This is a genomic window from Bacillus sp. WP8, assembly GCF_000800825.1.
Classification (GTDB): Bacteria; Bacillota; Bacilli; order Bacillales; family Bacillaceae; genus Bacillus; species Bacillus safensis.
Genome location: NZ_CP010075.1, coordinates 693,073 through 714,778, shown reverse-complemented (window position 1 = coordinate 714,778; position 21,706 = coordinate 693,073). Strand labels below are relative to the sequence as shown.

Below are 21,706 nucleotides of genomic sequence, written 5' to 3'. Positions count from 1 at the left end.
TTTCATAGAGATGTTTTTTCTTGAAACTTTTCTTGCACAAGTTCATGAATGACGCCCATTCCTGCCTGACTTCCAGCTGCTGCTGCGAGAACTAACTGAGCAGGACCGCCTAAATTATCACCACATGCAAAGACACCACTGACGGTTGTACGTCCAAGAATATCTGTTTCAATACCTGCATTCTTCGTCATTTGACAGCCAAGCTTTTCAGCAAATGGGGCTGACTGCTTGAATTCACTTGCGACAAAACCGCCTTCCCTTTTTACTGTCTCCCCATTTGCAAGCTGGAGAGAGCGCAGCTCACCATTGTCATGATCAATCGATACAATAGGCACATCAATGACTTGAATAGAATGCTCCGTCAGAAGTGACTTGTCCTCTTCAGCCAACACGTGCCCATTCGTAAACACGATCAAATCCTTTGTCCAATTGGATAGAAGCTTAGCCATATGCAAGGCTCGCTGATTCTCCGCAATAAGGGCAAGCGCTTTATCCTTTAATTCCCATCCATCACAGAAAGGGCAGCTAAACAACGTTTTTCCATACACATCATGAATTCCTTCGATCTCTGGTAATATATCCTGAAGTCCAGTTGCCAAGATGATTTTTTTCGCTTCGAATGTATCCCCTTCGTGTGTCAGTAACGTAAAGAATTCCTCTCGCTTTTGTATATCATTAATTCTACTTCGTTTGATTTGGATATTAGGGTATTTTTGAAGATCTGCCTCTCCGGCTTGTCTGATTTCAAACGGTGTCATTCCATCGTTTGTAATAAATCCATGTGATTCCTGAGTCACTCGATTTCTTGGCAGCTCGTCATCAAATACAATGACCTGCTTTCTGCCCCGGCCCACAACAAGTGCTGCACTTAATCCGGCTGGCCCGCCTCCGATAATCGCACAATCTAATAACATATCAATCTCTCCTTTTATTCAAGACTTTAAAGACTCTTAATGTCTATAATTAGTTCAAAAAAAATCACATCTTGAAAAATGGATTTTTTTCTGTCTGCTCAATTTGGTTCGCAATATCAATTAACCGTTTTTGACTTAATGTCTCCTGCATTTTCGTTTCCACATCCTGCATGACTTGTTCAATCAAACAGCCATCATGAGGCATGAAGGAGTCATGCTCTAAAGAGCAGCGAAATAAATTCGTTTGTCCTTCTACAGCCTGAATGACATCTAAAAACGAAATGTCTTCCTTTCGTTTGATAAGGGTGTATCCTCCCTTTGCACCAGGTGTTGATTCAATCAATCCCGCCTTCACAAGCTTTGTTAAAATTTTGGATAAATAGGTTGGTGAAAGATCTTGCATCTTAGCAAGTGGCTCAACGCCAATCGCTTTACCCTTTGGCGCAATAGTTAAAAACACCATCGTATGTAGCGCATAGTTGGTCGCTTTAGAATATTTCATGAGGAAACTCCTTTCTATCTATTATAGACCTTTTATATCTGTAATTGATCATAGATGATTCAAGAGAAAAAAGCAAGTGCTGTGGATCTGCTCCACTTTTCACATTTCCTTCCGATAATAGAAGTAAGTACGGAATAAAATTTTGATTGAGAACTAGAAGGAGTGAAGAAAAATGTCAGATCAACAGCACAATGCAGCACACGAAGAAGAAGAGGAATTTAACGTATACGACATGCTTCCGCCCGCAGGTACAATCATCGGAGAAGCAACAGAAGAAGAAATGGAAGCCGCGGCAGCACTTGAAGTGAGACATGTCGCGTTCATGCGCCTTCAAGATATGTACATTCAATTTGATGGCTCATCTTACAAAGACTTATTAAAAGACTTCCAAGAATTCGAATTGGATTCCACAAAATTCTGGAGAGCCATCGCTAGACGTCTTCAAATTCCATACGAATGGCCAATCAGAATCGACCACGCAAACGGCCCTATTTATATTGGTGAAACTGAGGATAGCCGTGAGGTTGAGGAGAGTGCCGAGTAAGGAATGACGGGCCCCTTTTGGTAAGGGGTCTTTTCGTCTCCATCACAATAAATAAGCAATATGAGCACTGTCACGCCCATATTGCTTATTCTCCTGTTATGTTAATTCTGGCCAAAATGCTTGATTTGCCACAATTAAGTCGTCTAAAATATCTTTTGCTACTTTTGCACTCGGCACCGTTTTCGATAATGTGATGGCCTGCCATAGTTTTTGATAGGACCCTTCTTCAAATGCTTCTACTACTAATTTTTCTACGCCAACTTGCTGCTCCATGAGACTTTTTTGAAATCTAGGAATTTCTCCAACTACTAATTTTTCTGGACCATTGCTGCCAACGATACAAGGAATTTCGACCATTGCTGTTGGGTCAAAGTTTCTAATGGCGCCATTGTTCTCTACAATCATCAGCATCCGTTCTTTTTTATTAAAAGCAATGGCTCTTGCCAAATCAACGATATAGGAAGCGTGCTCATCAATGGTCAGCTTTGTTTCCTTTGCAGTTCCTTTATCAATGATGGCCTGACACTCACTAAAAACAAAAGCTTCCCGTCCCTCCATGACTTCATTGGCACGTGTGAATTCTATATTGGAATGTGCTACTTCTTCATCTGGAAATAGATAGTATTTCAAATACGTATTAGGGACCGTTTTTGGGTCAAGCGCTTGAATATCTTTGGCCTTTTTTAATGTGCTGTTCCAGCTCTTCTGCTGTTCTAGTTCAGATGTTCCATCTGTTGCATAACCATGCTGGCTTACATGCTTAATCACCTCAGGCATTAAGCTATTTCCTGATTTATCTCGAATATCTGTCCACCAGCCAAAGTGATTCAAACCATAGTAATCTACTTCTAGTTCTTTCCGTGAAGATAAGCCTAAATTTTTTGCAATTAATTCTTCGATGCCAATTGGCATATCACATATGTTTAAAATCTTAGAATTCGGTCTTAGCTTACGTGTTGCCTCAGCTACTATCGCTGCAGGGTTCGAATAGTTTAACATCCAAGCTTCAGGTGAGTATTTTTCCATATAATCGACAAGTTCTAATACACCTGGAATAGAACGCATTCCGTAAGCTATTCCGCCTGGACCGCATGTTTCCTGTCCGACGACTCCATGCTTCAATGGAATTTTCTCATCTAATTCACGCATTGCATATTTTCCGACACGAATATGTGCCATCACAAAATCGACTTGAGTAAACGCTTCTTCTGGGTCCGTGCTTGCCAGTAATCGTACTTCTGGTGCTCGTTCTTTTAACATAATCTCACATGCATCTGCAATCGTCTTTTGTCTATTTTCATCATTATCATAGAGTTTAATTGTATGAATTGGGAACTCCTCTAAATAGTCTAACAGCATCAAAATGATTCCCGGTGTAAATGTACTTCCGCCTCCAGCGATGGTAATATTAAATCTTTTCATGATATCCAGCTCCTTTTTCAATCTAATGAAAGTTTAGTCTCAAAGGACTCTCTTACTTGCGGTACACTTAAGCCAACAATGATTTGAATGCTTTGACCACTCTTAGCCATGCCGTGTGCCAGTTTATTCTCTGTAAAGTAGTCCCTATCTTTCACCAAGCTAGGGTCAATCACTGTAATACGCAGACGCGTGGCACAGTTTGTCACATCTTTAATGTTTTCTTTACCGCCAAGGCCTTCTAAGAAATAAACGGCTTTCTCTTCATACTCTGATGCATAAACGGGTGATTCCTTTTTGTCATGACCTTTTTTATGACTCTCATAATCTTGTTTTGTATATAGCCTCGTCTCCTCCTCATCTTTTCGTCCTGGTAATGGAATATCAAATTTCACAATCATCCATCTAAATATGACAAAATACAATGCAGTAAAAAGAAGTCCAATCATCGCTTGGATCAGATAAATCCCTCCATGATTTGAAGAGAGCGGAATCCAGTTCAATGCAGCTATTTCAATCAGCCCGGAACCCATCATTCCGACAACACCAAACATATTCATGATTGTCACCATGGTCGCTCCAAGAAGTGCATGTATCACAAATAAATAAGGCGCGAGAAATAGAAACGTAAATTCAAGCGGTTCTGTAATTCCCGCAAATATGGCTGTCAATGTGGCGGGTAATACCAAAGCCAAAACCTTTTTTCTATTTTCCTTCGGTGTAGAAAAATACATGGCTAGAGCTATCCCTAAACAGCCGAACATCTTAATGTTCCCATGTAATAAAAATCCGTATGGATAAAGATCCTTCAAATCGGAAGTTGAGGACGCAAATTCATTTAAGTGAGCAATCCAATATGGTTTTAACCCTCCATTTACAGCCGCTGGACCAAACTCAAAAGGTGTATAAATAAAATGGTGAAGTCCTGTTGGAATTAATACCCTTTCCAAGAAATGAAACAGCCAGACACCAATATAACCAGACTGTGCCATGAACCCTTGGAGAGATTGAATCCCCTGCTGAACATAGGGCCATACAAAAGCAACGATAAAAGCAATAGGAATCATCACAAAGAATCCGATGATGACAACAAATACAAGCCCCTGGAAAATCCCAAGCATTTCAGGCAGCTTTTGATCATAAAAACGATTATGGATCCAAATGACGATTCCAGATATCATCACCGCACCAATGATACTTGTATCCAGCGTAGGTATACCCGCAATTTCTTTTACCCCTGCTACATTCTCAACACCTTGCGATAAATCAACACCAAAAGCAGACGGCCAAAGTGTCAAAATAGCATGAATATAATTGTTAAATACGAGATAAATCATCAAAGCTGCGAGCGTCGCACGGGCTTGCGCTTTTTTTGCAAGTGAGATGGGCAATCCAATCACAAAGGCTAATTCCATATGATTGAAAATCGTCCATCCTCCGCTTTCAATCAGTGTCCAAACCTTATACCACATCGTACCTTCTGCAGCCATTTCCCCCATAATCGCTGGATTCTTACATAAAGTCGCGAGGCCGACAACAATACCAAAAAACGCGAATAAAAGTACAGGAACTACCATAGCACTGCCAAACCGCTTGATTGCATTCATAAGCATTACCCCTTTGCTTGATCCATAACACCACTGTAAAGGTAGCGCTTACAAAAACCAATAGGTTTGACGTATTTAGAAATCAAGTTGTAACATTAGATTATATTTTCACAGGAAGAAAATATTTTCATGTTGGAGGGCACATCGCATGATACTGGACAAGCTGGTTAATGAATACTTCGAAGATTTAAATAAGAATGACCTGCACATTATTAAAACGATCCATGATCATCTTGAAGAAATGAAGACAATGAAAATTCAGGACCTTGCCCGTTATGCTCATACTTCCATTTCATCCATCCATCGGCTTGCCAAGAAAATAGGGTTCGACGGCTACAGTGACTTAAAGTCTTATGTGAAATTAAATGCTTTCACTGAAGAGACAACACAAGATTTAATGCAGCTGCTTGATCAAGATATCCGGCAGACAAGAAAATATATGGAGCAGCTGGACTTTCATCAATTAAATCAACTGATAGATCGCGCACCGTATATTTATATTTATGGTACAGGAACTGCACAGCTCGATTTGGCCAATGATGTACAGCGGCAGCTATGGTCACTGCATAAGAAATCTCAAGTATTACGAAGCAAGCGGGACTTAACAGATGGAATCATTGAATTTGGTGAGGATGACCTTTTATTTATCATTTCTTTATCGGGTGAATCGAAGAATTTAGATGAAATCATTCAATTGGTGAAAACGAGACATATCAAATTTATCAGCATGACCACATTAAGGAATAACCTCCTTGCACAAAATGCCATGTTTAACATCTATGTAAGCAGCACCCCGTTTCACTTATATAACAAAGTGGACAACTCCAGCTTTCTGCCATTTTACATTGTGGCAGATATGATCGTCAGAAAATATAGTGAGTGGAAAGTGAACCAATTGAATAATAGGACTTAAACATAACAGGTACAGTTTTGGAGAGAGATTCAATGTTGCTTCGCAAAAAAAAGAGAGACTCTTTTGTCTCTCTCAAAAAACACTGTATAACAGCGGATGTAATGAAATATATCTACTTGCGGCCGCCTTTTCCTATTCAGCAGTATAATGCCCAGCAAGCAGTTCATCAAACGAATCCGCTAATTTGAAATCCGTCTCATATTCTAGATCAAAGTAATGAACCGGCGGATGTTCCTTTGTTTCTCTGTAATCCAATGCAATCCACGTATGACCATCCCCACAAATGAGCACAAGTCCCTCAGGCAATTCCCATTCTTCTATTAAATAATCACTATCCATAATGCCTTCATTCTTGGCAATTCCTCTTAAATGATCAAATGACACATGATCCTCTGCCCATCCATTCGGCTGATCCGTGGGAAAAGCGTTATGCAGGGTATACCCGCCATTTTGTTCGAGAATCAGTTTTTTATATGTATCCGGCAAGATGACGCCTAGCTTCTTTTCCGCTTTTGCAATGCCTTTCTCATTGATTTTCTTAAATGTTTCATCGCTTTCACTGTCTTTATCCCAAAATGGTTTCAAATAAAATACCTCCAATTGTTATTTCTATCTCATTTTACCATTTAAGAGAACTAGTTTAATAGTCCTATTTAATAAAAAAGAGAAGGGTTCGCCCCCTCCTCTTGTTGGTCATGATTGTTCTTGATTTCTCGCTTCAAATTCATCCAGCATGGCACGCACTTCATCTGTTGATGATGTATTCATTAATTGATTTCTTAAGAAACTCGCTCCTCTGAATCCTTTTACATAAATCTTAAAGAAACGGTGCAGTGCCTTGAATGGACGCAGACCTAGTGATGAGTATTGATCATGAAGATCAAGATGTAATCTTAAAAGACCAAGCAGTTCATCACTTGTATGTTCCTTCGGCTCTTTTTCAAAAGCAAATGGGTTATGGAAAATCCCGCGCCCAATCATCACTCCGTCCACTCCATACTGTTCAGCGAGCTTTAAGCCTGTTTGACGATCAGGAATATCACCATTGATCGTCAAAAGCGTATCAGGTGCTACTTCATCACGAAGTTTTTTGATCTCAGGAATGAGCTCCCAATGCGCATCCACCTGGCTCATTTCCTTTCTTGTGCGAAGGTGGATCGATAAATTCACAATATCTTGCTCCAAAATGTGTCGAAGCCATCCGCGCCATTCATCAACCTCAGTAAAACCAAGTCTTGTTTTGACGCTGACAGGTAATCCCCCAGCTTTTGCCGCTTGAATCAGCTCTGCGGCAACGTCTGGTCGTAGAATCAATCCACTGCCTTTCCCGTTTTGTGTGACATTTGGGACAGGACAGCCCATATTAATATCAAGCCCCTGAAATCCTAACTCCGCCATTCCAATGCTCATCTGTCTAAAGTTCTCAGGCTTGTCTCCCCAAATATGAGCAACAATCGGCTGCTCATCCTCTGTAAACGTTAAACGCCCCTTCACACTTTGAATGCCATCAGGGTGGCAATAGCTCTCACTGTTCGTAAACTCTGTAAAAAACACATCAGGTCTCGCCGCCTCACTCACAACATGACGAAACACAACATCTGTCACTTCTTCCATTGGTGCTAATATAAAAAATGGCCGCGGTAAATCACGCCAGAAGTTTTTACTCATCTTTCATCCAATTCCTCTCATGACATAGCGCCTAAAGGGCATGTCCTTCTGTAAATTCTTTCAGCAATTTTTATCATTATATACTTTAATATGAACCGGGCAAAATTGCAAAAAAGGACATTTGGTAATGAATTGCGGGGTGAAAATATTGATTCCACTTCCAAATATCATTTTTTAGTGCCGATTGAACATACAAAAATAAAAACACCCCAATATCGATTTTTTTCACGAAATCGGGATGTCTCAATACATTACTAATTAATCACAAGACTTGCTACACATTCCACATGTGAGGTATGCGGAAACATATCCACCGGCTGCACTTCCTCCGTCACATACCCGCCATCTTCAAGAATACGCAAATCACGAGCTAGCGTCCCAGGATTACAGGAAACATAAACAACACGGTTTGGTTTCATCTTTAAAATGGTGTCAAGCAATGCTTCGTCACAGCCTTTTCTAGGCGGATCGACAACTAGCGTGTCTGCTTTGATGCCTTCTTTGTACCAGTTTGGGATCACGGTTTCTGCTTCGCCGACTGCAAATTCAACATTATTGATTGCATTTAAGGCAGCGTTTCGTTTTGCGTCTTCAATCGCTTCTGGCACAATTTCTACGCCATATACTCTTCCTGCTTTTTGTGCGAGAAATAAGGAAATCGTACCGATTCCGCAGTAGGCATCGATGACGGTTTCTTCGCCTTGCAGCTCTGCATATTCAAGTGCTTTGTCATAAAGCACCTTTGTTTGAGCTGGATTCACTTGATAAAATGATCGGGCTGAAATGGCAAATTTGATGTCGCCAATCGTATCATAAATGTATTCTTCGCCCCATAAAACGGTTGTTTCGTCTCCGAAAATGACATTTGTTTTCTTTGAATTCACGTTTTGTACAATTGACCGAACGTGTGGGAAGCGTGCTATAATTTGCTCAATCACCTGCTGCTTTTGCGGAAAGTCAGCTGTTCTAGTAACAAACACAACCATCATTTCACCTGTTGCAATACCGTAGCGAACCATGACATGACGCAGCCAGCCTTTGTGCCGCTCTTCGTTATATGCTTTGATACCAAACGCATTGCATATGTCTTTTACTGCCTGTACCACTTCGTCGTTTTCTGACTGCTGAATCAAACATTTTTCCATATCAATGATTTCATGGGTACGCTGCTGATAAAATCCTGCAACAAGTCCGCCTTCGCGTTCGCCAACTGGCACTTGTGCTTTGTTTCGGTAATTCCAAGGGTCTTCCATGCCGAGTACAGGATGAACTTTTACACGGCTCATATCAAGCTTGCCGATCCGCTCTAAAACGTCCTTTACTTGTTTCTGTTTAAATAGCAGCTGGCCTTCATAGCTCATATGCTGAATTTGACAGCCGCCGCACTGCTTGTAAATGGGACATGGCGCATCTTGCCTGTGCTGACTTTCCTTTGTCAGCTCCATGAGTCGTCCAAAAGCAAATCCTTTTTTGACTCGTGTGACTTTGATTTGCCCTTGTTCGTCAGGAAGGGCATTTGGTACAAAGACAGGGAATCCTTCAATTTTTGCTACACCTGCACCTTCATGCGTTAAGTCTTCGAAGGTTACATTGTAGTATTCATTCTTTTCAACAGGCGGTTTCATTTTCACCAATTTTATCACCTCATTTGCAAAGAAAAACTTGGCCGCCATAAGGAACCAAGTTCAGTCTTCACCCTATTTTTTCAGCTGTTTCTTTTGGCACAATAAATTCAATATGGCGATACAGGTTTTCAAATTCACCTGGCAGCATGCCGCCGTATTCACCATCTAAATTCAATTGCATTTTATCTTTTACATCTACCTTTACGCGATTCGCTTTGGCGTAGATGACATTGTTATCATGAATATGCTCGCCTCTGAGAGCAAGGCTGACTACTCGAATGGCTTCTGCTAAATTGACCTTCTTTAAAATAATTAGATCAAACATTCCATCATCTAAAATGGAATCTGGCGCTAGTTTTTCAAAGCCGCCAACTGAGTTTGTGAGTGAAACAAGGAACAGCATGATTTCTCCATGAAACAATTTGCCGTCATATTCAATTTCGACTTCTGTCGGGCGGATAGATGGAAGCATCTCCATACCTTTTAAATAATAAGCAAGCTGTCCAAGCATGGTCTTCAGCTTACTAGGCACCTCATAGGTGAGCTCTGTTAACCGGCCGCCGCCAGCAATATTAATAAAATAATGGCCATTGACTTTACCGATATCAAGCGGCTTCGCTACACCCTCAATAATGGCATCTGTCGCTTTCAAAACACCTTCTCGTGGAATTCCAAGTGCTCTTGCGAAATCATTTGTCGTTCCAACTGGAATAATTCCTAGTTTTGGTCTTTTTTCAAGCGGTGCTAGTCCGTTGACGACTTCATTGATCGTGCCGTCTCCACCTGCTGCTACAATTAAATCAAAATCTCTCTGTGCGGCCTTTTCTGCTGCTTGCGTGGCATCTCCTGCACATGTCGTCGCATGACAAGAAGTTTCATAGCCAGCTTGTTCAAATTTTTGCAAAACCTGCGGTAAATTCTTCTTGAAGAGTTCACGCCCAGATGTCGGATTGTATATAATTCGAGCACGTTTCATTCATCATCATCCTATATTCATTATGCAATCTATTTTCACCACTAACAACCTTTAATTATACTATGAGATTTGAAAATGGCAACAAAACAACCACCTAATATGTAAAATCTCCAAGCACATTTCCCTCAGTAAGAAAGCATTCTGATAAGATAAAAGAAAACGCTGTAAAGGATGATATGCGATGAAAAAGCCTGTCTATTTTAATCATGACGGCGGTGTTGATGACCTCGTCTCTTTATTTCTTCTCCTTCAAATGGAACATCTGAAAGTCATCGGAATGTCTGTGATTCCTGCTGATTGTTATTTAGAGCCTGCGCTCAGTGCATCTCAAAAAATCATTGATCGATTCAGCCCTTATGAAATTGAAGTCGCTGCTTCAACTTCTAGAGGCGTCAATCCATTTCCGAAGGAGTGGCGTATGCATGCTTTCTATGTAGATGCTCTGCCAATTTTAAATGAAAAAGGTACTGTTGATACAAAGGTGTCCAAGCTGCCAGCACACCTTCATCTGATTGAAACAGTTAAGAAGACAAAAGAACCTGTCACCCTGCTCTTTACTGGTCCGCTCACAGATCTTGCACGCGCTTTAGAAGAAGATCCTTCAATCTCTAACAAAATTGAGAAATTGGTGTGGATGGGCGGCACGTTCCTTGAAAAAGGCAATGTTGAAGAACCCGAGCATGACGGGACAGCAGAATGGAATGCATTTTGGGATCCTTATGCTGTGAGCACTGTCTTTCAGGAACCGTTTCCTATTGAAATGGTCGCACTTGAAAGTACAAATCAAGTCCCGCTTACACTTGATGTACGTCAGCGCTGGGCTTCTCTTCGTTCTCATATTGGAATAGATCTTATCGGACAGTGCTACGCCTTTTGTCCGCCGCTCATTCATCATGAAACCAATTCGACGTATTACTTATGGGACGTGCTGACAACAATTACACTTGCTTCTACATCATTATCATTTACCCGTTCAAAAGAAGTGAATGCGATCGTTTATACCGAGACGCCAAAGCAAGGACGGACAGAAGAACATCCAGATGGAAAATCAATTCAAGTGATTGACCATGTCGATCGTGATGCCTTTTTCCACGCATTTGAAGAACTTATGAGAAAAGCTGTTTGCCAGATTTCAAAATAAAAAAAGCCCCGCTAATGAGCGGGGCTTCCTCTTATTCTTCTTCTGCGTATTTATTCTTACGTTTAAACTTGCTTAACATTTCATACACGATTGGAACGATGACCAATGTGAGAAGTGTAGAACTTGTTAAACCGCCAATTACGGTAACACCAAGTCCTTTTGATACGATCTGGCTTCCGCCTTCAAATCCTAATGCGAGTGGCAGCAGTGCACCAATTGTCGCAAGTGCCGTCATTAAGATTGGACGTAATCTTGTTGCACCTGCTTCAAGTAACGCTTCTCTTGTTGAGAGACCTTCTTGTTCTTTATGAATCACGCGGTCAATCAAGACAATGGCATTTGTTACAACGATACCGATCAGCATAAGCAATCCAATCATGGCATTTAAGCTGATGGTTTCTTTTGCTATAAACAATCCAGCGAGAGCGCCAATAACCGTAAATGGAAGTGAGAAGAGAATTGCAAATGGTGCAAGACCTCCGCCAAATGTGATGACGAGAACGAGATACACAATGGCAATCGCTGCAAGCATTGCAAGGCCAAGCTGTGTAAAGGATTCTTGGATATCCGCACTTACGCCGCCTGTGTCAATCGTTACGCCAGATTTCAGATCAAGCTTGTCAACTTTCTTCTGAACATCTTGTGTCACACTTGAGACGTCGTCTGTTGTCATGTCACCAGACACTTCTGCGTAGATTTTTCCATCACGTTTTGTCACCGTATTTGCTGTCGTCCCATCTTTTACTTTGACGACATCACCAATTCGGACTTCTTGCCCTGTTGGTGTGGTGATCTTTTTATTTTCTAAATCTTTTTTGCTCTTATATTCATCTTTTTCCGTTTGAAGCTTCACATCAAGTTCTTTGCCGTCCTCTGTGACTTTCGTCAGTGTTGTTTCACTATTTTGAGGTGCAATCGCTTGAGCGATTTGTGAAGCAGTTAGACCTAGTTTCGCCAGTTTTTCTTGATCTGCATTAAACGTATATTCGTCGTATTTCTCAGATAAGCTTGTGCTGACATTTTTCAGGTTTTTCTCATCTTTTAAGATGTTCTCAACATCTTTTACTGTGCCTTCAATATCACTTGCTTTGTCCCCGTACACATAGTACGTCACAGTATTGCTGGCGCCAGCAGATGAGAAGTCTTGTGATTTCCATTCCCCTTTGGACGCTTTGTCTTGCAGGGCTTTGACTACACGGTCTTTTTCTTTATCAAAATTCGGTGTGTCCTCGTCATATTGTACGAAGAATAATGCACCGTTAGAGTTACCCCCAACACTTGCTGTCATGGCATTTGAAGAGCCAAGAGAATACTGAACTGTATTGACATGGTCACGTTTCATCAAATATTCTTCAGCTTTTTTCGTTTCATCAATTGCTTGCTCTCTCGTTTGTCCAGGTTCAGGTGTATATGTCACCATCGCCGTTTTCTCTGCTTCCTGTGGTAAGAAGCTGACACCGACAAATGGTGCTAAGAATAAGCTTCCGACAAGCATAAGAATGGCAATTCCTGATGTGATCCATTTATGGTTGAGTGTCCAATTAAGTACACGTCTATAACCGCCAGCAAGCTTACTTGGTTTATGTTCTTTTACCTTTTTCGCTGTGCCGTACAGGTTCTTTTTAAATAGAGTGTGTGCCATCATTGGAACAATTGTAATGGCGACAAGCAGTGAAGCAAGTAACGCAAACACAATCGTTAAGGCAAATGGGATGAATAGTTCACCAATCATTCCACCTACTAATGCTAACGGTAAGAATACCGCAATTGTCACAATCGTTGAAGACATGATTGGGATAAACATTTCTTTGGTGGCTTCTCTGACGAGTGCCTTGCCTTTTAACGGTTCATCCTTTAACGCCATTCGTCGATAGATATTTTCTATGACCACTATCGAGTCATCGACAACACGCCCGATGGCGACGGTCATGGCACCAAGTGTCATGATATTTAACGTGATATCTAGCTGATTTAATAGTAAAACAGCAATCAACAGAGATAACGGAATGGAGATGACCGAGATTAATGTTGATTTGATATCTCGCAGGAACAAGAGAATGATAATGATCGCAAAGATTGCTCCGATGATCGCCTTGTTCAGCATTGTGCTGACAGACTCTTTAATCGGCTCTGCTTGATCATATGTGGTGCTTACTTTGATTCCTTTGTTGTCTTTTTTGAATTTCTCAAGCTCTTTTGTCACTTCTTCTGCAACACTCACTGTGTTGGCATCAGAGCCTTTGACAATTTGCAGACCGATACTGTCTTTCCCATTCGTTCTAGAGATCGATTCTGCCTCTTTTACGACTTTAATATCTGCAATCTCAGACAGCTTGATCGTTGGCAGCTCTACAGATTGACTGCTTGCTGCACCTGTTTGCTGCTGTGCTGCTGCTTGCTGCTGACTTGCACTTCCCGCCTGCTGCTCGGCACCTTGCGCACCTGCGCTGCTAGATGGTGCTCCCGCTCCAGCGCTTCCCGCACCGCCGCCTGCACTTGGTGTAACAGGGATTCGCATGTTTTTCAAATCTTTGACGCTTAAAATATTGCCGTCCACGACAACTGATTTTTGTTTGTTGCCAAATGTGTATAGACCTAATGGTACATTCACATCAGAGCCTTTGATCATGTTTTGGACGGTTTCTTCATCTAAACCGTATTCCTTTAGTTTCTTTTCTTTAAACGAAAATTCTACTTCTTTGATTTGCTGTCCTGAAGCTTCCACAGAAGAGACGCCGTCTAACCCTTGAAGTGAAGGAACGAGGTCATTTTCTACTTTTTGTGTAAGGTCTTGTAATGATTCTTTATCACCTGAGACACTAAGAGCTAGGATTGGAATCGCATTAATACTAAAGCGTGCGATTTTAGGTTTTTCTGCATTTTCAGGGAAATCAATATTGCTAATCGCATCTTCAATTTCCTTTTTTGCTTCATCCATGTCTTTGCTGTAATCGTACTCGATTTGAATGGATGATGCATTTTCAAAAGAATTAGAAGTGACCACGCTGACCCCATTGAGGTTTTGAATCGACTTTTCAATTGGATCTGTCACCTTATCTGATACTTCGTCCGGCGTTGCGCCAGGGTACGTTGTAGAAACCGTAATGACTGGAGTGTTGATATTCGGGATTGATTCTTGTTTCATATTCAATCCGGCATATAGACCAGCAACTGTTACGATAATCGTCATGAGCCATACAGCGAACTTATTCTTTAATACAAAATTGATGATCGAATTCATTATATCCTCCATTTTCCTTTATGTATTGACTGACTGGTCATTCTATATCATAATAAACGGTGATATACAATGCCGTCAACCATTTCACTTGCGTTTGACGTAACATTCTAAAGCTGAAGGGGCCTTATTTCATGAACGAAAAAAAAGAAAAAATCATTAAAGCAAGCATCCAATTGTTTGCGAAAAAGGGTTTTTCTTCTACGACCATTCAGGAAATTGCAGATGAATGCGGAATATCAAAAGGCGCATTTTATTTACATTTCAAATCAAAAGAACAGCTTTTCAACCGAGCGTTTGAATATTATATCGACACTTCGATGCAAACTATCGAAACGATTCGAAAAGAGAATCAGCATCTCGCGCCGAGAGAGATCTTTCAGAAACAAATTGCTGAACAGTTTCAGCATTTTGCTGAGAACAAAGATTTTATCATTCTGATCCTCAGCGAGAACATTATTCCGGAAAACCAGCAAATTAAAAAGTATTCAAAAACTGTGAAAAAGCAAATGAATGATGAAATTCAAATTTCCATCTTGACCACTTATGGACAGGAGATCGAACCATATATAACTGACCTGTCAGTCATGATTCAAGGAATTATCCAATCGTATGTGCAGGTTCTGCTTTTACAGGATCAAATGCAATTATCATTTGATGAGCTCTCATCCTTTATACTCGAACGGTTTGATGATCTGGTTCAAGGATTGCTTCGCTCTCAGACGAAGCCGATTTTGAAGCAAACCATTTGGGACGATGAAGCGCCTAGTGCTGCTTCCCTTCAAGAGGAGCTTCGTTTGTTAAAGCTGGAGCATCTGCTTTCTGATGATACCGTTGTATCCATTGAAGTGATTGAAGAAGAGCTGGCAAAAGCTGAACCTCGTAAGCCAGTCATCCAAGGAATGCTGACGAATTTAGAAAAGTGTGAGGACCCTGCTGTTCTAAGAGCAGTGGAACAATTGAGGCTGTTTCTTCAGTAACATAACGTGCTGTTTTTTGATTTAGCTCACCTTTCCCCCTTCGAATGTGCACTTTCGCTTATGCTTCATTATAAGAAAAGTATCTCTAAATTGATATACGGCTGTGGTCCGAATCTATAGTAAGACCCTGTCATTTCAATCAAAAAAAACCGCCTTTTTCATCAGGCGGTTTTTTGCTATTTAGCGTTTTTTGATTTCTTCAAGGAGAATCTTGTTCACCATCGGTGGGTTCGCTTGGCCCTTCGATGCTTTCATGATTTGTCCGACTAAGAAACCAATCGCGCGGTCTTTACCATTTTTAAAGTCTTCAATGGATTGCGGGTTGTTATCAAGTGCTTCTGTGACAAGTTTGAGCAGTGCACCTTCGTCAGAAATTTGGACAAGTCCTTTTTCTTTGACGATTGTTTCTGCATCTCCCCCATTTTCGATGAGCTCTTTGAATACCTTTTTCGCAATCTTAGAGGAAATCGTTCCTTTTTCAATAAGCTTGATCATACCAGCCAGCCCTTGCGGCGTTAGCTTTGTATCGTCCAGCTCTTTTTGAGCAGAGTTTAAGTAAGCAGATACTTCACCCATGAGCCAGTTCGATGCTTGCTTCGCCTCTGCACCTTCTGAAATGGTCGCTTCAAAGAAATCAGACATTTCTTTCGTCAGCGTGAGTACCATTGCATCGTATGCAGGAAGGCCAAGCTCATCGATGTAGCGTTTGCGGCGCTCGTCTGGAAGCTCTGGGATGGATGCTCTTACGCGTTCTTTCCACTCATCATCAATGTACAGCTCCACCAAATCCGGTTCTGGGAAGTAACGGTAATCATCAGAGCCTTCTTTAACGCGCATAAGAATTGTCTTTTTAGACGCTTCGTCATAACGGCGTGTTTCCTGCTCGATCAAGCCGCCAGAAAGCAATACTTGCTCTTGACGCTTCTCTTCGAATTCAAGACCTTTTTGTACGAAAGCAAATGAGTTCAAGTTTTTGAGCTCTGTCTTTGTACCAAACTCTTCACGGCCGATTGGGCGAAGAGAAATGTTGGCATCACAGCGAAGTGAGCCTTCTTCCATCTTACAGTCAGAAACGCCTGTATATTGAATAATGGATTTTAATTTTTCTAAGTAAGCATACGCTTCTTCTGGCGTGCGAATGTCTGGCTCAGATACGATTTCAACAAGTGGTGTTCCTTGACGGTTGAAATCGACGAGTGAGTAACCGTCGCCTGTGTGCGTTAGTTTCCCTGCATCCTCTTCCAAATGGAGACGCGTAATACCGATTCGTTTTGTTTTGCCTTCTACTTCAATTTCAATCCAGCCGTTTTCACCGATCGGTTTATCAAATTGAGAAATTTGATACGCCTTTGGGTTATCAGGATAGAAGTAGTTTTTACGGTCAAATTTTGTATCCGTTGCGATTTCACAGTTCAGCGCCATAGCCGCTTTCATCGCAAAGTTCACCGCTTCTTTGTTCAGTACAGGCAGTACGCCAGGATATCCAAGGTCGATGACACTTGTTTGCGTGTTGGCAGCTGCACCAAAAGGTGTCGGCGAGCTTGAGAAAATTTTCGATTGTGTTTTTAGCTCTACGTGGACTTCAAGTCCAATTACCGTTTCAAAGTTCATTCTGATTCACCCCTTACAGTTCAGGTTTTGCTTTATGATGATCTGTTGCTTGCTCAAAAGCGTGAGCCACGCGGTACACTGTTCCTTCGTCAAAGTGCTTGCCGATGATTTGCAGTCCTAACGGAAGGCCATTTGCAAATCCACAAGGCACACTGATTCCTGGAACGCCTGCAAGGTTAACAGGGATCGTTAAAATATCGTTTGCGTACATAGTCAATGGATCGCTTGTCTTTTCACCAATGTTAAATGCAGGAGTTGGCGTTGTCGGTCCTACAATGACATCATACTTTTCGAAAACTTCTTCAAAGTCTTTTTTGATCAATGTACGGACTTTTTGCGCTTTTTTATAGTACGCATCGTAATATCCTGAGCTTAGCGCGAATGTACCAAGCATGATACGGCGCTTCACTTCGTCTCCGAAGCCTTCAGAACGAGTATTTTTGTATAAATCAATCAGGTTGTCTGCATTATCTGTACGGTAGCCATAGCGTATACCGTCAAAACGTGCAAGGTTTGCAGATGCTTCTGAAGAAGATAGTAAGTAGTAAGTCGCAAGCGCATATTTAGAATGCGGTAGAGACACTTCTTCCCACGAAGCACCAAGTCCTTCTAATACTTTTAACGCTTGAAGAACAGACTCTTTTGCTTCCTCGCCAACGCCTTCGCCAAGATATTCTTTCGGCACAGCGATTTTCAGACCTTTGATGTCGCCAGTTAATGAAGAAAGAAAATCTGGGACATCGACATTTGCACTTGTTGCGTCCATTTGATCGACACCAGAAATCGCTTGAAGAACATAAGCGTTGTCCTCTACATTGCGTGTAATCGGACCAATTTGGTCTAATGATGAAGCAAATGCAATTAATCCGTATCTGGATACACGTCCATATGTCGGTTTAAGACCTACAACTCCGCAGAAAGATGCCGGCTGACGAATAGAACCGCCTGTATCTGATCCAAGTGAGAACGGTACTTCACCTGCTGCAACAGAAGCTGCTGATCCACCACTTGATCCGCCTGGAACGGTGTTTAAATTCCACGGGTTTTTCGTCGCTTTGAAGCCTGAGTTCTCCGTAGAAGATCCCATTGCGAATTCGTCCATATTTAATTTACCGATTGTGACTGCTTCTGCGTCTCTTAAGCGGTTCACAACGGTTGCATCATAAATTGGATCAAAGTTTTGCAGGATTTTACTTGAAGCTGTTGTACGCAGATCCTTTGTAACAATGTTATCTTTCACACCGATCGGCATACCGAACAATAGGCCAAGCTCGTCCTTTTCACCAACTGCCTCGTCCAATTCCTTTGCATACGCACGAGCTTTTTCTTCGTCCAGTGCAAGGAATGCTTGTACTTTCCCGTCTACTTCATTGATTCGTTTATAAGACTCGTCCACTAAATCAGAAACAGACAGTTCCTTTTTATGTAAAAGCTGTTTTAATTCAGAAATTTTGTGATCAAACAGTGACATGTCTCGGGCCTCCTTTAGTCCAAAATTGATGGCACACGAATATAGCCGTCTTTATGATCAGGCGCGTTTTTGACGACTGCCTCAATGGAAAGACCTTTATTCGGAACATCTTCTCTCATGACGTTTTTCATTTTTAATACGTGTGTAGTAGGTTCAACGTTTTCCGTATCTACCTCGTTTAACTGCTCTGCAAATGAAATGATGCTATCAAGCTGTTCTGTAAACATCTCAGCTTCTTCTTCTGTAATCGCAAGCCTTGCTAAATGCGCAACGTGCTTGACTTCTTCTATTGAAATTCTTGACATGCAGGTTCACCTCCAAAAATGATGCGTGATCGTGGTCATGATCATAAGTCATATACACTTTATCATATCAAATTTTACTGTTCTAAAGCAACTTTACGCAGGTGCGGTAAAAGGTCCGTTCTCTTGAAACGTCTTTATGATCAAATCGATAAAAGAAATATTCATCAGGTGACTTTTTATTTTTCAGAAAATTTTTACTTTTGATTATTTTTGTAATCGCTTACATATTGATTCTTATCATCGATCGGTACATTTTTTCTTCAAAATGAAGAGGTTTAGGCAGGTTGATCACTTGGGAATACTCTGTTAGGTTAAGTAACCATAGCAGTGAGCGGGACAGTCAAACAAAAAAGCTGCCATCGCACTTCTGTATATTTTGATTGAGGTGATGTCAAATTAATACGAAAAAGGTGAGAACACAAAATGAGTATTGAAGTTACAATTTCCTTATCTATTTATTTTATCGGGATGCTTGCCATTGGCTGGTATGCATTCAGGAAAACACATGATTTAAATGATTATATGCTTGGTGGACGCGGGCTTGGTCCATTCGTTACAGCCCTTTCAGCAGGTGCTGCGGATATGAGCGGATGGATGCTGATGGGTGTGCCAGGTGAAATGTATAAAACAGGTTTATCGACAGCCTGGCTTGCAATTGGTTTAATCGTTGGTGCTTACTTGAACTACCTCATTCTTGCACCTCGTTTACGTTCTTATACAGAAATTGCGGATGATGCGATTACGATTCCTGATTTCTTTGATAAACGATTCAAAGGATCATCTTCTTTATTAAAAGCTGTTTCAGCCGTCATCATTTTAATTTTCTTTACGCTGTATACATCGTCTGGGATGGTATCAGGCGGACGTTTATTTGAGTCAGCATTCGGTGCTCACTACATGTTTGGACTGATCTTAACATCAAGTATTGTCATTTTGTATACATTGTTCGGCGGATTTCTGGCAGTGAGCTTAACGGACTTTGTCCAAGGAGCTATCATGTTTTTAGCATTAGTGCTCGTGCCGATCGTTGCCTTTACACAATTAGGCGGACCTGTTGCTACATTCCAAGATATTCAACAGATTGACCCTAAATTGCTAGATATTTTTAGAGGAACGAGCGTCATTGGCATTATTTCCTTCCTCGCTTGGGGACTAGGTTACTTTGGACAGCCGCATATTATCGTGCGCTTTATGGCCATTACGTCTGTTAAAGATTTAAAACCAGCACGCCGAATCGGAATGAGCTGGATGATTATTTCAGTGATTGGATCACTGTCTGTCGGTTTAGTGGGTGTTGCCTATGTTCATGAAACGGGCATGAACCTTGCTGACCCTGAAACCATCTTTATCGTCTTTTCTAAAGTATTGTTCCATCCATATATCACTGGATTTTTACTTTCTGCGATTTTAGCTGCGATTATGAGTTCAATTTCGTCTCAGCTGCTTGTCACAGCAAGTGCAATGACAGAGGATTTATACAGAACGTTCTTTAGAAAAACAGCTTCAGACAAAGAGCTTGTCATGATTGGCCGGATGTCTGTACTCGTTGTCGCTGTGATTGCCTTATGCCTTTCACTTAACCCAAGTGACACCATTCTTGATCTTGTCGGTTATGCATGGGCAGGATTTGGTTCTTCATTCGGTCCAGTCATCTTGCTTTGCCTATACTGGAAACGAATGAATCATCATGGTGCCCTAGTTGGGATGATCGTTGGGGCAGTTGTGGTTCTGACATGGATTACGACAGGTCTCAACCATGTCACAGGTATTTATGAAATGATTCCAGGCTTTACGCTAAGTGGTTTAGCTGCCATTATTGTGAGCTTATTGACAAGTAAGCCGTCAAAAGCATCAAAACAGCTATTTAACAAAATGGAAGATCATCTTGAGGAAGAAACAAAATAAAGAATTGAAGAGTCATCTGCCCTATGCGGATGACTCTCTTTTTAAATAAAATAAAAAGCTTTTCTTTCTTCAGAAACTGAATAAAATAAGAGTTGTGCAGCCATATGGGCTGTGAGAAGATCATATACATGTTGTGAAACGTACATGAAGTGAAAGGAGCGATACGCATGTTTTGGACAATTGAATGGGATACAGTCTTAAAATTAGCCGTGGCCACTTTAATCGGGCTGATTATCGGGCTTGAACGAGAGCTGAAGAAAAAGCCCCTCGGCTTAAAAACGTGTATTGTCATTGCTGTCAGCTCCTGCGTCTTAACCATCATCAGCATTGATGCAGCCTACAATTTCCCTCGAGTCTCTAAGCTTCAAATGGACCCACTCAGGTTACCGGCGCAAATTATATCTGGTGTTGGTTTTATTGGAGCAGGTGTGATTCTTCGAAAAAGCAATGATGTCATCTCAGGTCTCACGACTTCTGCGATGATCTGGGGAGCAGCAGGACTTGGGGTTGCAACCGGTGCAGGATTTTATAAAGAAGCCTTCCTCAGTCTTTTCTTTATTCTGATTAGTGTCGAATTCCTGCCATGGCTCTTCCAGCGGATCGGACCGATTCGCCTGCAGGAAAAAGAAATCCGCATCAGAATGTCTCTTTCTGATCGAAACCGTATGACCGATATTTTAAAAGAAATGAAAGCCCTCAATATTCGCATTCATTCTGTACGAATTGATGATTTAAAAGAAAAAGACTATCCGATCATGGAAGTACGCGTACGTGTGCATAAAGACCGCTATACAACCGATGTGTACTTTGATATTAAAGATCTAGAAGGCGTCGTTGGCGTGAAGTGTGATACGGTGTAGTTATAAAAAAACCCCTTGCTGTTTAAC

At 41.3% G+C, this 21,706-nt stretch carries 17 protein-coding genes and 1 pseudogene; 6 read left to right on the top strand and 12 right to left on the bottom strand.

Translation table 11 applies throughout. From position 1 onward, the window contains the following. Positions 1–2 precede the first annotated feature (2 nt). Entirely contained in the window at positions 3–914 is a 912-nt protein-coding gene (locus QR42_RS03455) for an NAD(P)/FAD-dependent oxidoreductase (RefSeq protein WP_039177019.1), read from the bottom strand. Between the two features lie 64 nt (positions 915–978). Beyond that, complete coding sequence (locus tag QR42_RS03450; RefSeq protein ID WP_039177017.1) at positions 979–1,416, bottom strand: Rrf2 family transcriptional regulator; 438 nt, start codon at positions 1,414–1,416, stop codon at positions 979–981. Positions 1,417–1,588: 172 nt separating this feature from the next. Between QR42_RS03450 and QR42_RS03445 the strand changes: the two genes are divergently transcribed. Next, complete coding sequence (locus tag QR42_RS03445; RefSeq protein WP_039177014.1) at positions 1,589–1,960, top strand: hypothetical protein; 372 nt, start codon at positions 1,589–1,591, stop codon at positions 1,958–1,960. A 96-nt stretch (positions 1,961–2,056) separates the two neighbouring features. Here QR42_RS03445 and QR42_RS03440 read toward each other — a convergent pair whose 3' ends face one another. Together QR42_RS03440 and QR42_RS03435 are read right to left on the bottom strand one after the other, a co-directional pair. Next, on the bottom strand, positions 2,057–3,382 hold the full coding sequence (locus tag QR42_RS03440; protein WP_039177012.1) for a 6-phospho-alpha-glucosidase: 1,326 nt from the start codon (positions 3,380–3,382) through the stop codon (positions 2,057–2,059). Between the two features lie 17 nt (positions 3,383–3,399). Next, on the bottom strand, positions 3,400–4,986 hold the full coding sequence (locus tag QR42_RS03435; RefSeq protein ID WP_039177009.1) for an alpha-glucoside-specific PTS transporter subunit IIBC: 1,587 nt from the start codon (positions 4,984–4,986) through the stop codon (positions 3,400–3,402). 148 nt (positions 4,987–5,134) lie between these two features. Here QR42_RS03435 and QR42_RS03430 point away from each other — a divergent pair, with 148 nt between their 5' ends. Then, the gene (locus tag QR42_RS03430) at positions 5,135–5,899 is read left to right on the top strand and encodes a MurR/RpiR family transcriptional regulator (RefSeq protein WP_039177006.1); all 765 of its coding nucleotides are present in this window, start codon (positions 5,135–5,137) and stop codon (positions 5,897–5,899) included. Between the two features lie 135 nt (positions 5,900–6,034). On the opposite strand, the pseudogene QR42_RS03425 reads toward QR42_RS03430, so the two are convergent. From QR42_RS03425 to QR42_RS03410, 4 genes and pseudogenes are all read right to left on the bottom strand, one after another. Next, a pseudogene (locus QR42_RS03425) lies at positions 6,035–6,484 on the bottom strand (SMI1/KNR4 family protein); the annotation flags it as partial. A gap of 108 nt (positions 6,485–6,592) precedes the next feature. Next, positions 6,593–7,567: a tRNA dihydrouridine synthase gene (locus tag QR42_RS03420; protein WP_017366774.1), complete on the bottom strand. Its 975-nt coding sequence runs from the start codon at positions 7,565–7,567 to the stop codon at positions 6,593–6,595. 254 nt (positions 7,568–7,821) lie between these two features. After that, complete coding sequence (rlmD, locus tag QR42_RS03415; RefSeq protein WP_039183014.1) at positions 7,822–9,198, bottom strand: 23S rRNA (uracil(1939)-C(5))-methyltransferase RlmD; 1,377 nt, start codon at positions 9,196–9,198, stop codon at positions 7,822–7,824. A 61-nt stretch (positions 9,199–9,259) separates the two neighbouring features. Next, positions 9,260–10,168 carry a diacylglycerol kinase gene (locus tag QR42_RS03410; protein WP_039177003.1) on the bottom strand — a complete coding sequence of 303 codons (909 nt, stop codon included), beginning with the start codon at positions 10,166–10,168 and terminating at the stop codon, positions 9,260–9,262. A gap of 181 nt (positions 10,169–10,349) precedes the next feature. On the opposite strand from QR42_RS03410, the gene QR42_RS03405 reads away from it, so the two are divergent. Continuing rightward, positions 10,350–11,309: a nucleoside hydrolase gene (locus tag QR42_RS03405; RefSeq protein ID WP_039177002.1), complete on the top strand. Its 960-nt coding sequence runs from the start codon at positions 10,350–10,352 to the stop codon at positions 11,307–11,309. 31 nt (positions 11,310–11,340) lie between these two features. Here QR42_RS03405 and QR42_RS03400 read toward each other — a convergent pair whose 3' ends face one another. Then, positions 11,341–14,550: an efflux RND transporter permease subunit gene (locus QR42_RS03400; RefSeq protein ID WP_039176999.1), complete on the bottom strand. Its 3,210-nt coding sequence runs from the start codon at positions 14,548–14,550 to the stop codon at positions 11,341–11,343. A 131-nt stretch (positions 14,551–14,681) separates the two neighbouring features. Between QR42_RS03400 and QR42_RS03395 the strand changes: the two genes are divergently transcribed. Further along, positions 14,682–15,527, top strand: a complete 846-nt coding sequence (locus QR42_RS03395; protein ID WP_039176996.1) for a TetR/AcrR family transcriptional regulator — start codon at positions 14,682–14,684, stop codon at positions 15,525–15,527. Positions 15,528–15,707: 180 nt separating this feature from the next. Here the strand turns inward: QR42_RS03395 and gatB are convergent, their stop codons facing one another. Genes gatB through gatC form a run of 3 tightly spaced genes read right to left on the bottom strand, consistent with a single transcriptional unit; the run spans position 15,708 to position 18,914 of the window. Next, the gene (gene gatB, locus QR42_RS03390; RefSeq protein ID WP_024424551.1) at positions 15,708–17,138 is read right to left on the bottom strand and encodes an Asp-tRNA(Asn)/Glu-tRNA(Gln) amidotransferase subunit GatB; all 1,431 of its coding nucleotides are present in this window, start codon (positions 17,136–17,138) and stop codon (positions 15,708–15,710) included. A gap of 13 nt (positions 17,139–17,151) precedes the next feature. Next, positions 17,152–18,609 (bottom strand): Asp-tRNA(Asn)/Glu-tRNA(Gln) amidotransferase subunit GatA, encoded by a 1,458-nt coding sequence (gene gatA, locus QR42_RS03385; protein WP_039176993.1) that lies wholly within the window; start codon positions 18,607–18,609, stop codon positions 17,152–17,154. Positions 18,610–18,623: 14 nt separating this feature from the next. Beyond that, on the bottom strand, positions 18,624–18,914 hold the full coding sequence (gene gatC, locus QR42_RS03380) for an Asp-tRNA(Asn)/Glu-tRNA(Gln) amidotransferase subunit GatC (RefSeq protein ID WP_024424549.1): 291 nt from the start codon (positions 18,912–18,914) through the stop codon (positions 18,624–18,626). Between the two features lie 423 nt (positions 18,915–19,337). On the opposite strand from gatC, the gene putP reads away from it, so the two are divergent. Together putP and QR42_RS03370 are read left to right on the top strand one after the other, a co-directional pair. Further along, positions 19,338–20,819, top strand: coding sequence for a sodium/proline symporter PutP (gene putP, locus QR42_RS03375; RefSeq protein ID WP_039176990.1), 1,482 nt, complete (start codon positions 19,338–19,340; stop codon positions 20,817–20,819). A 167-nt stretch (positions 20,820–20,986) separates the two neighbouring features. Continuing rightward, a complete protein-coding gene (locus tag QR42_RS03370) occupies positions 20,987–21,679 on the top strand; it encodes an MgtC/SapB family protein (RefSeq protein ID WP_024424547.1) in 693 nt (230 codons plus the stop codon). Positions 21,680–21,706: the final 27 nt, after the last annotated feature.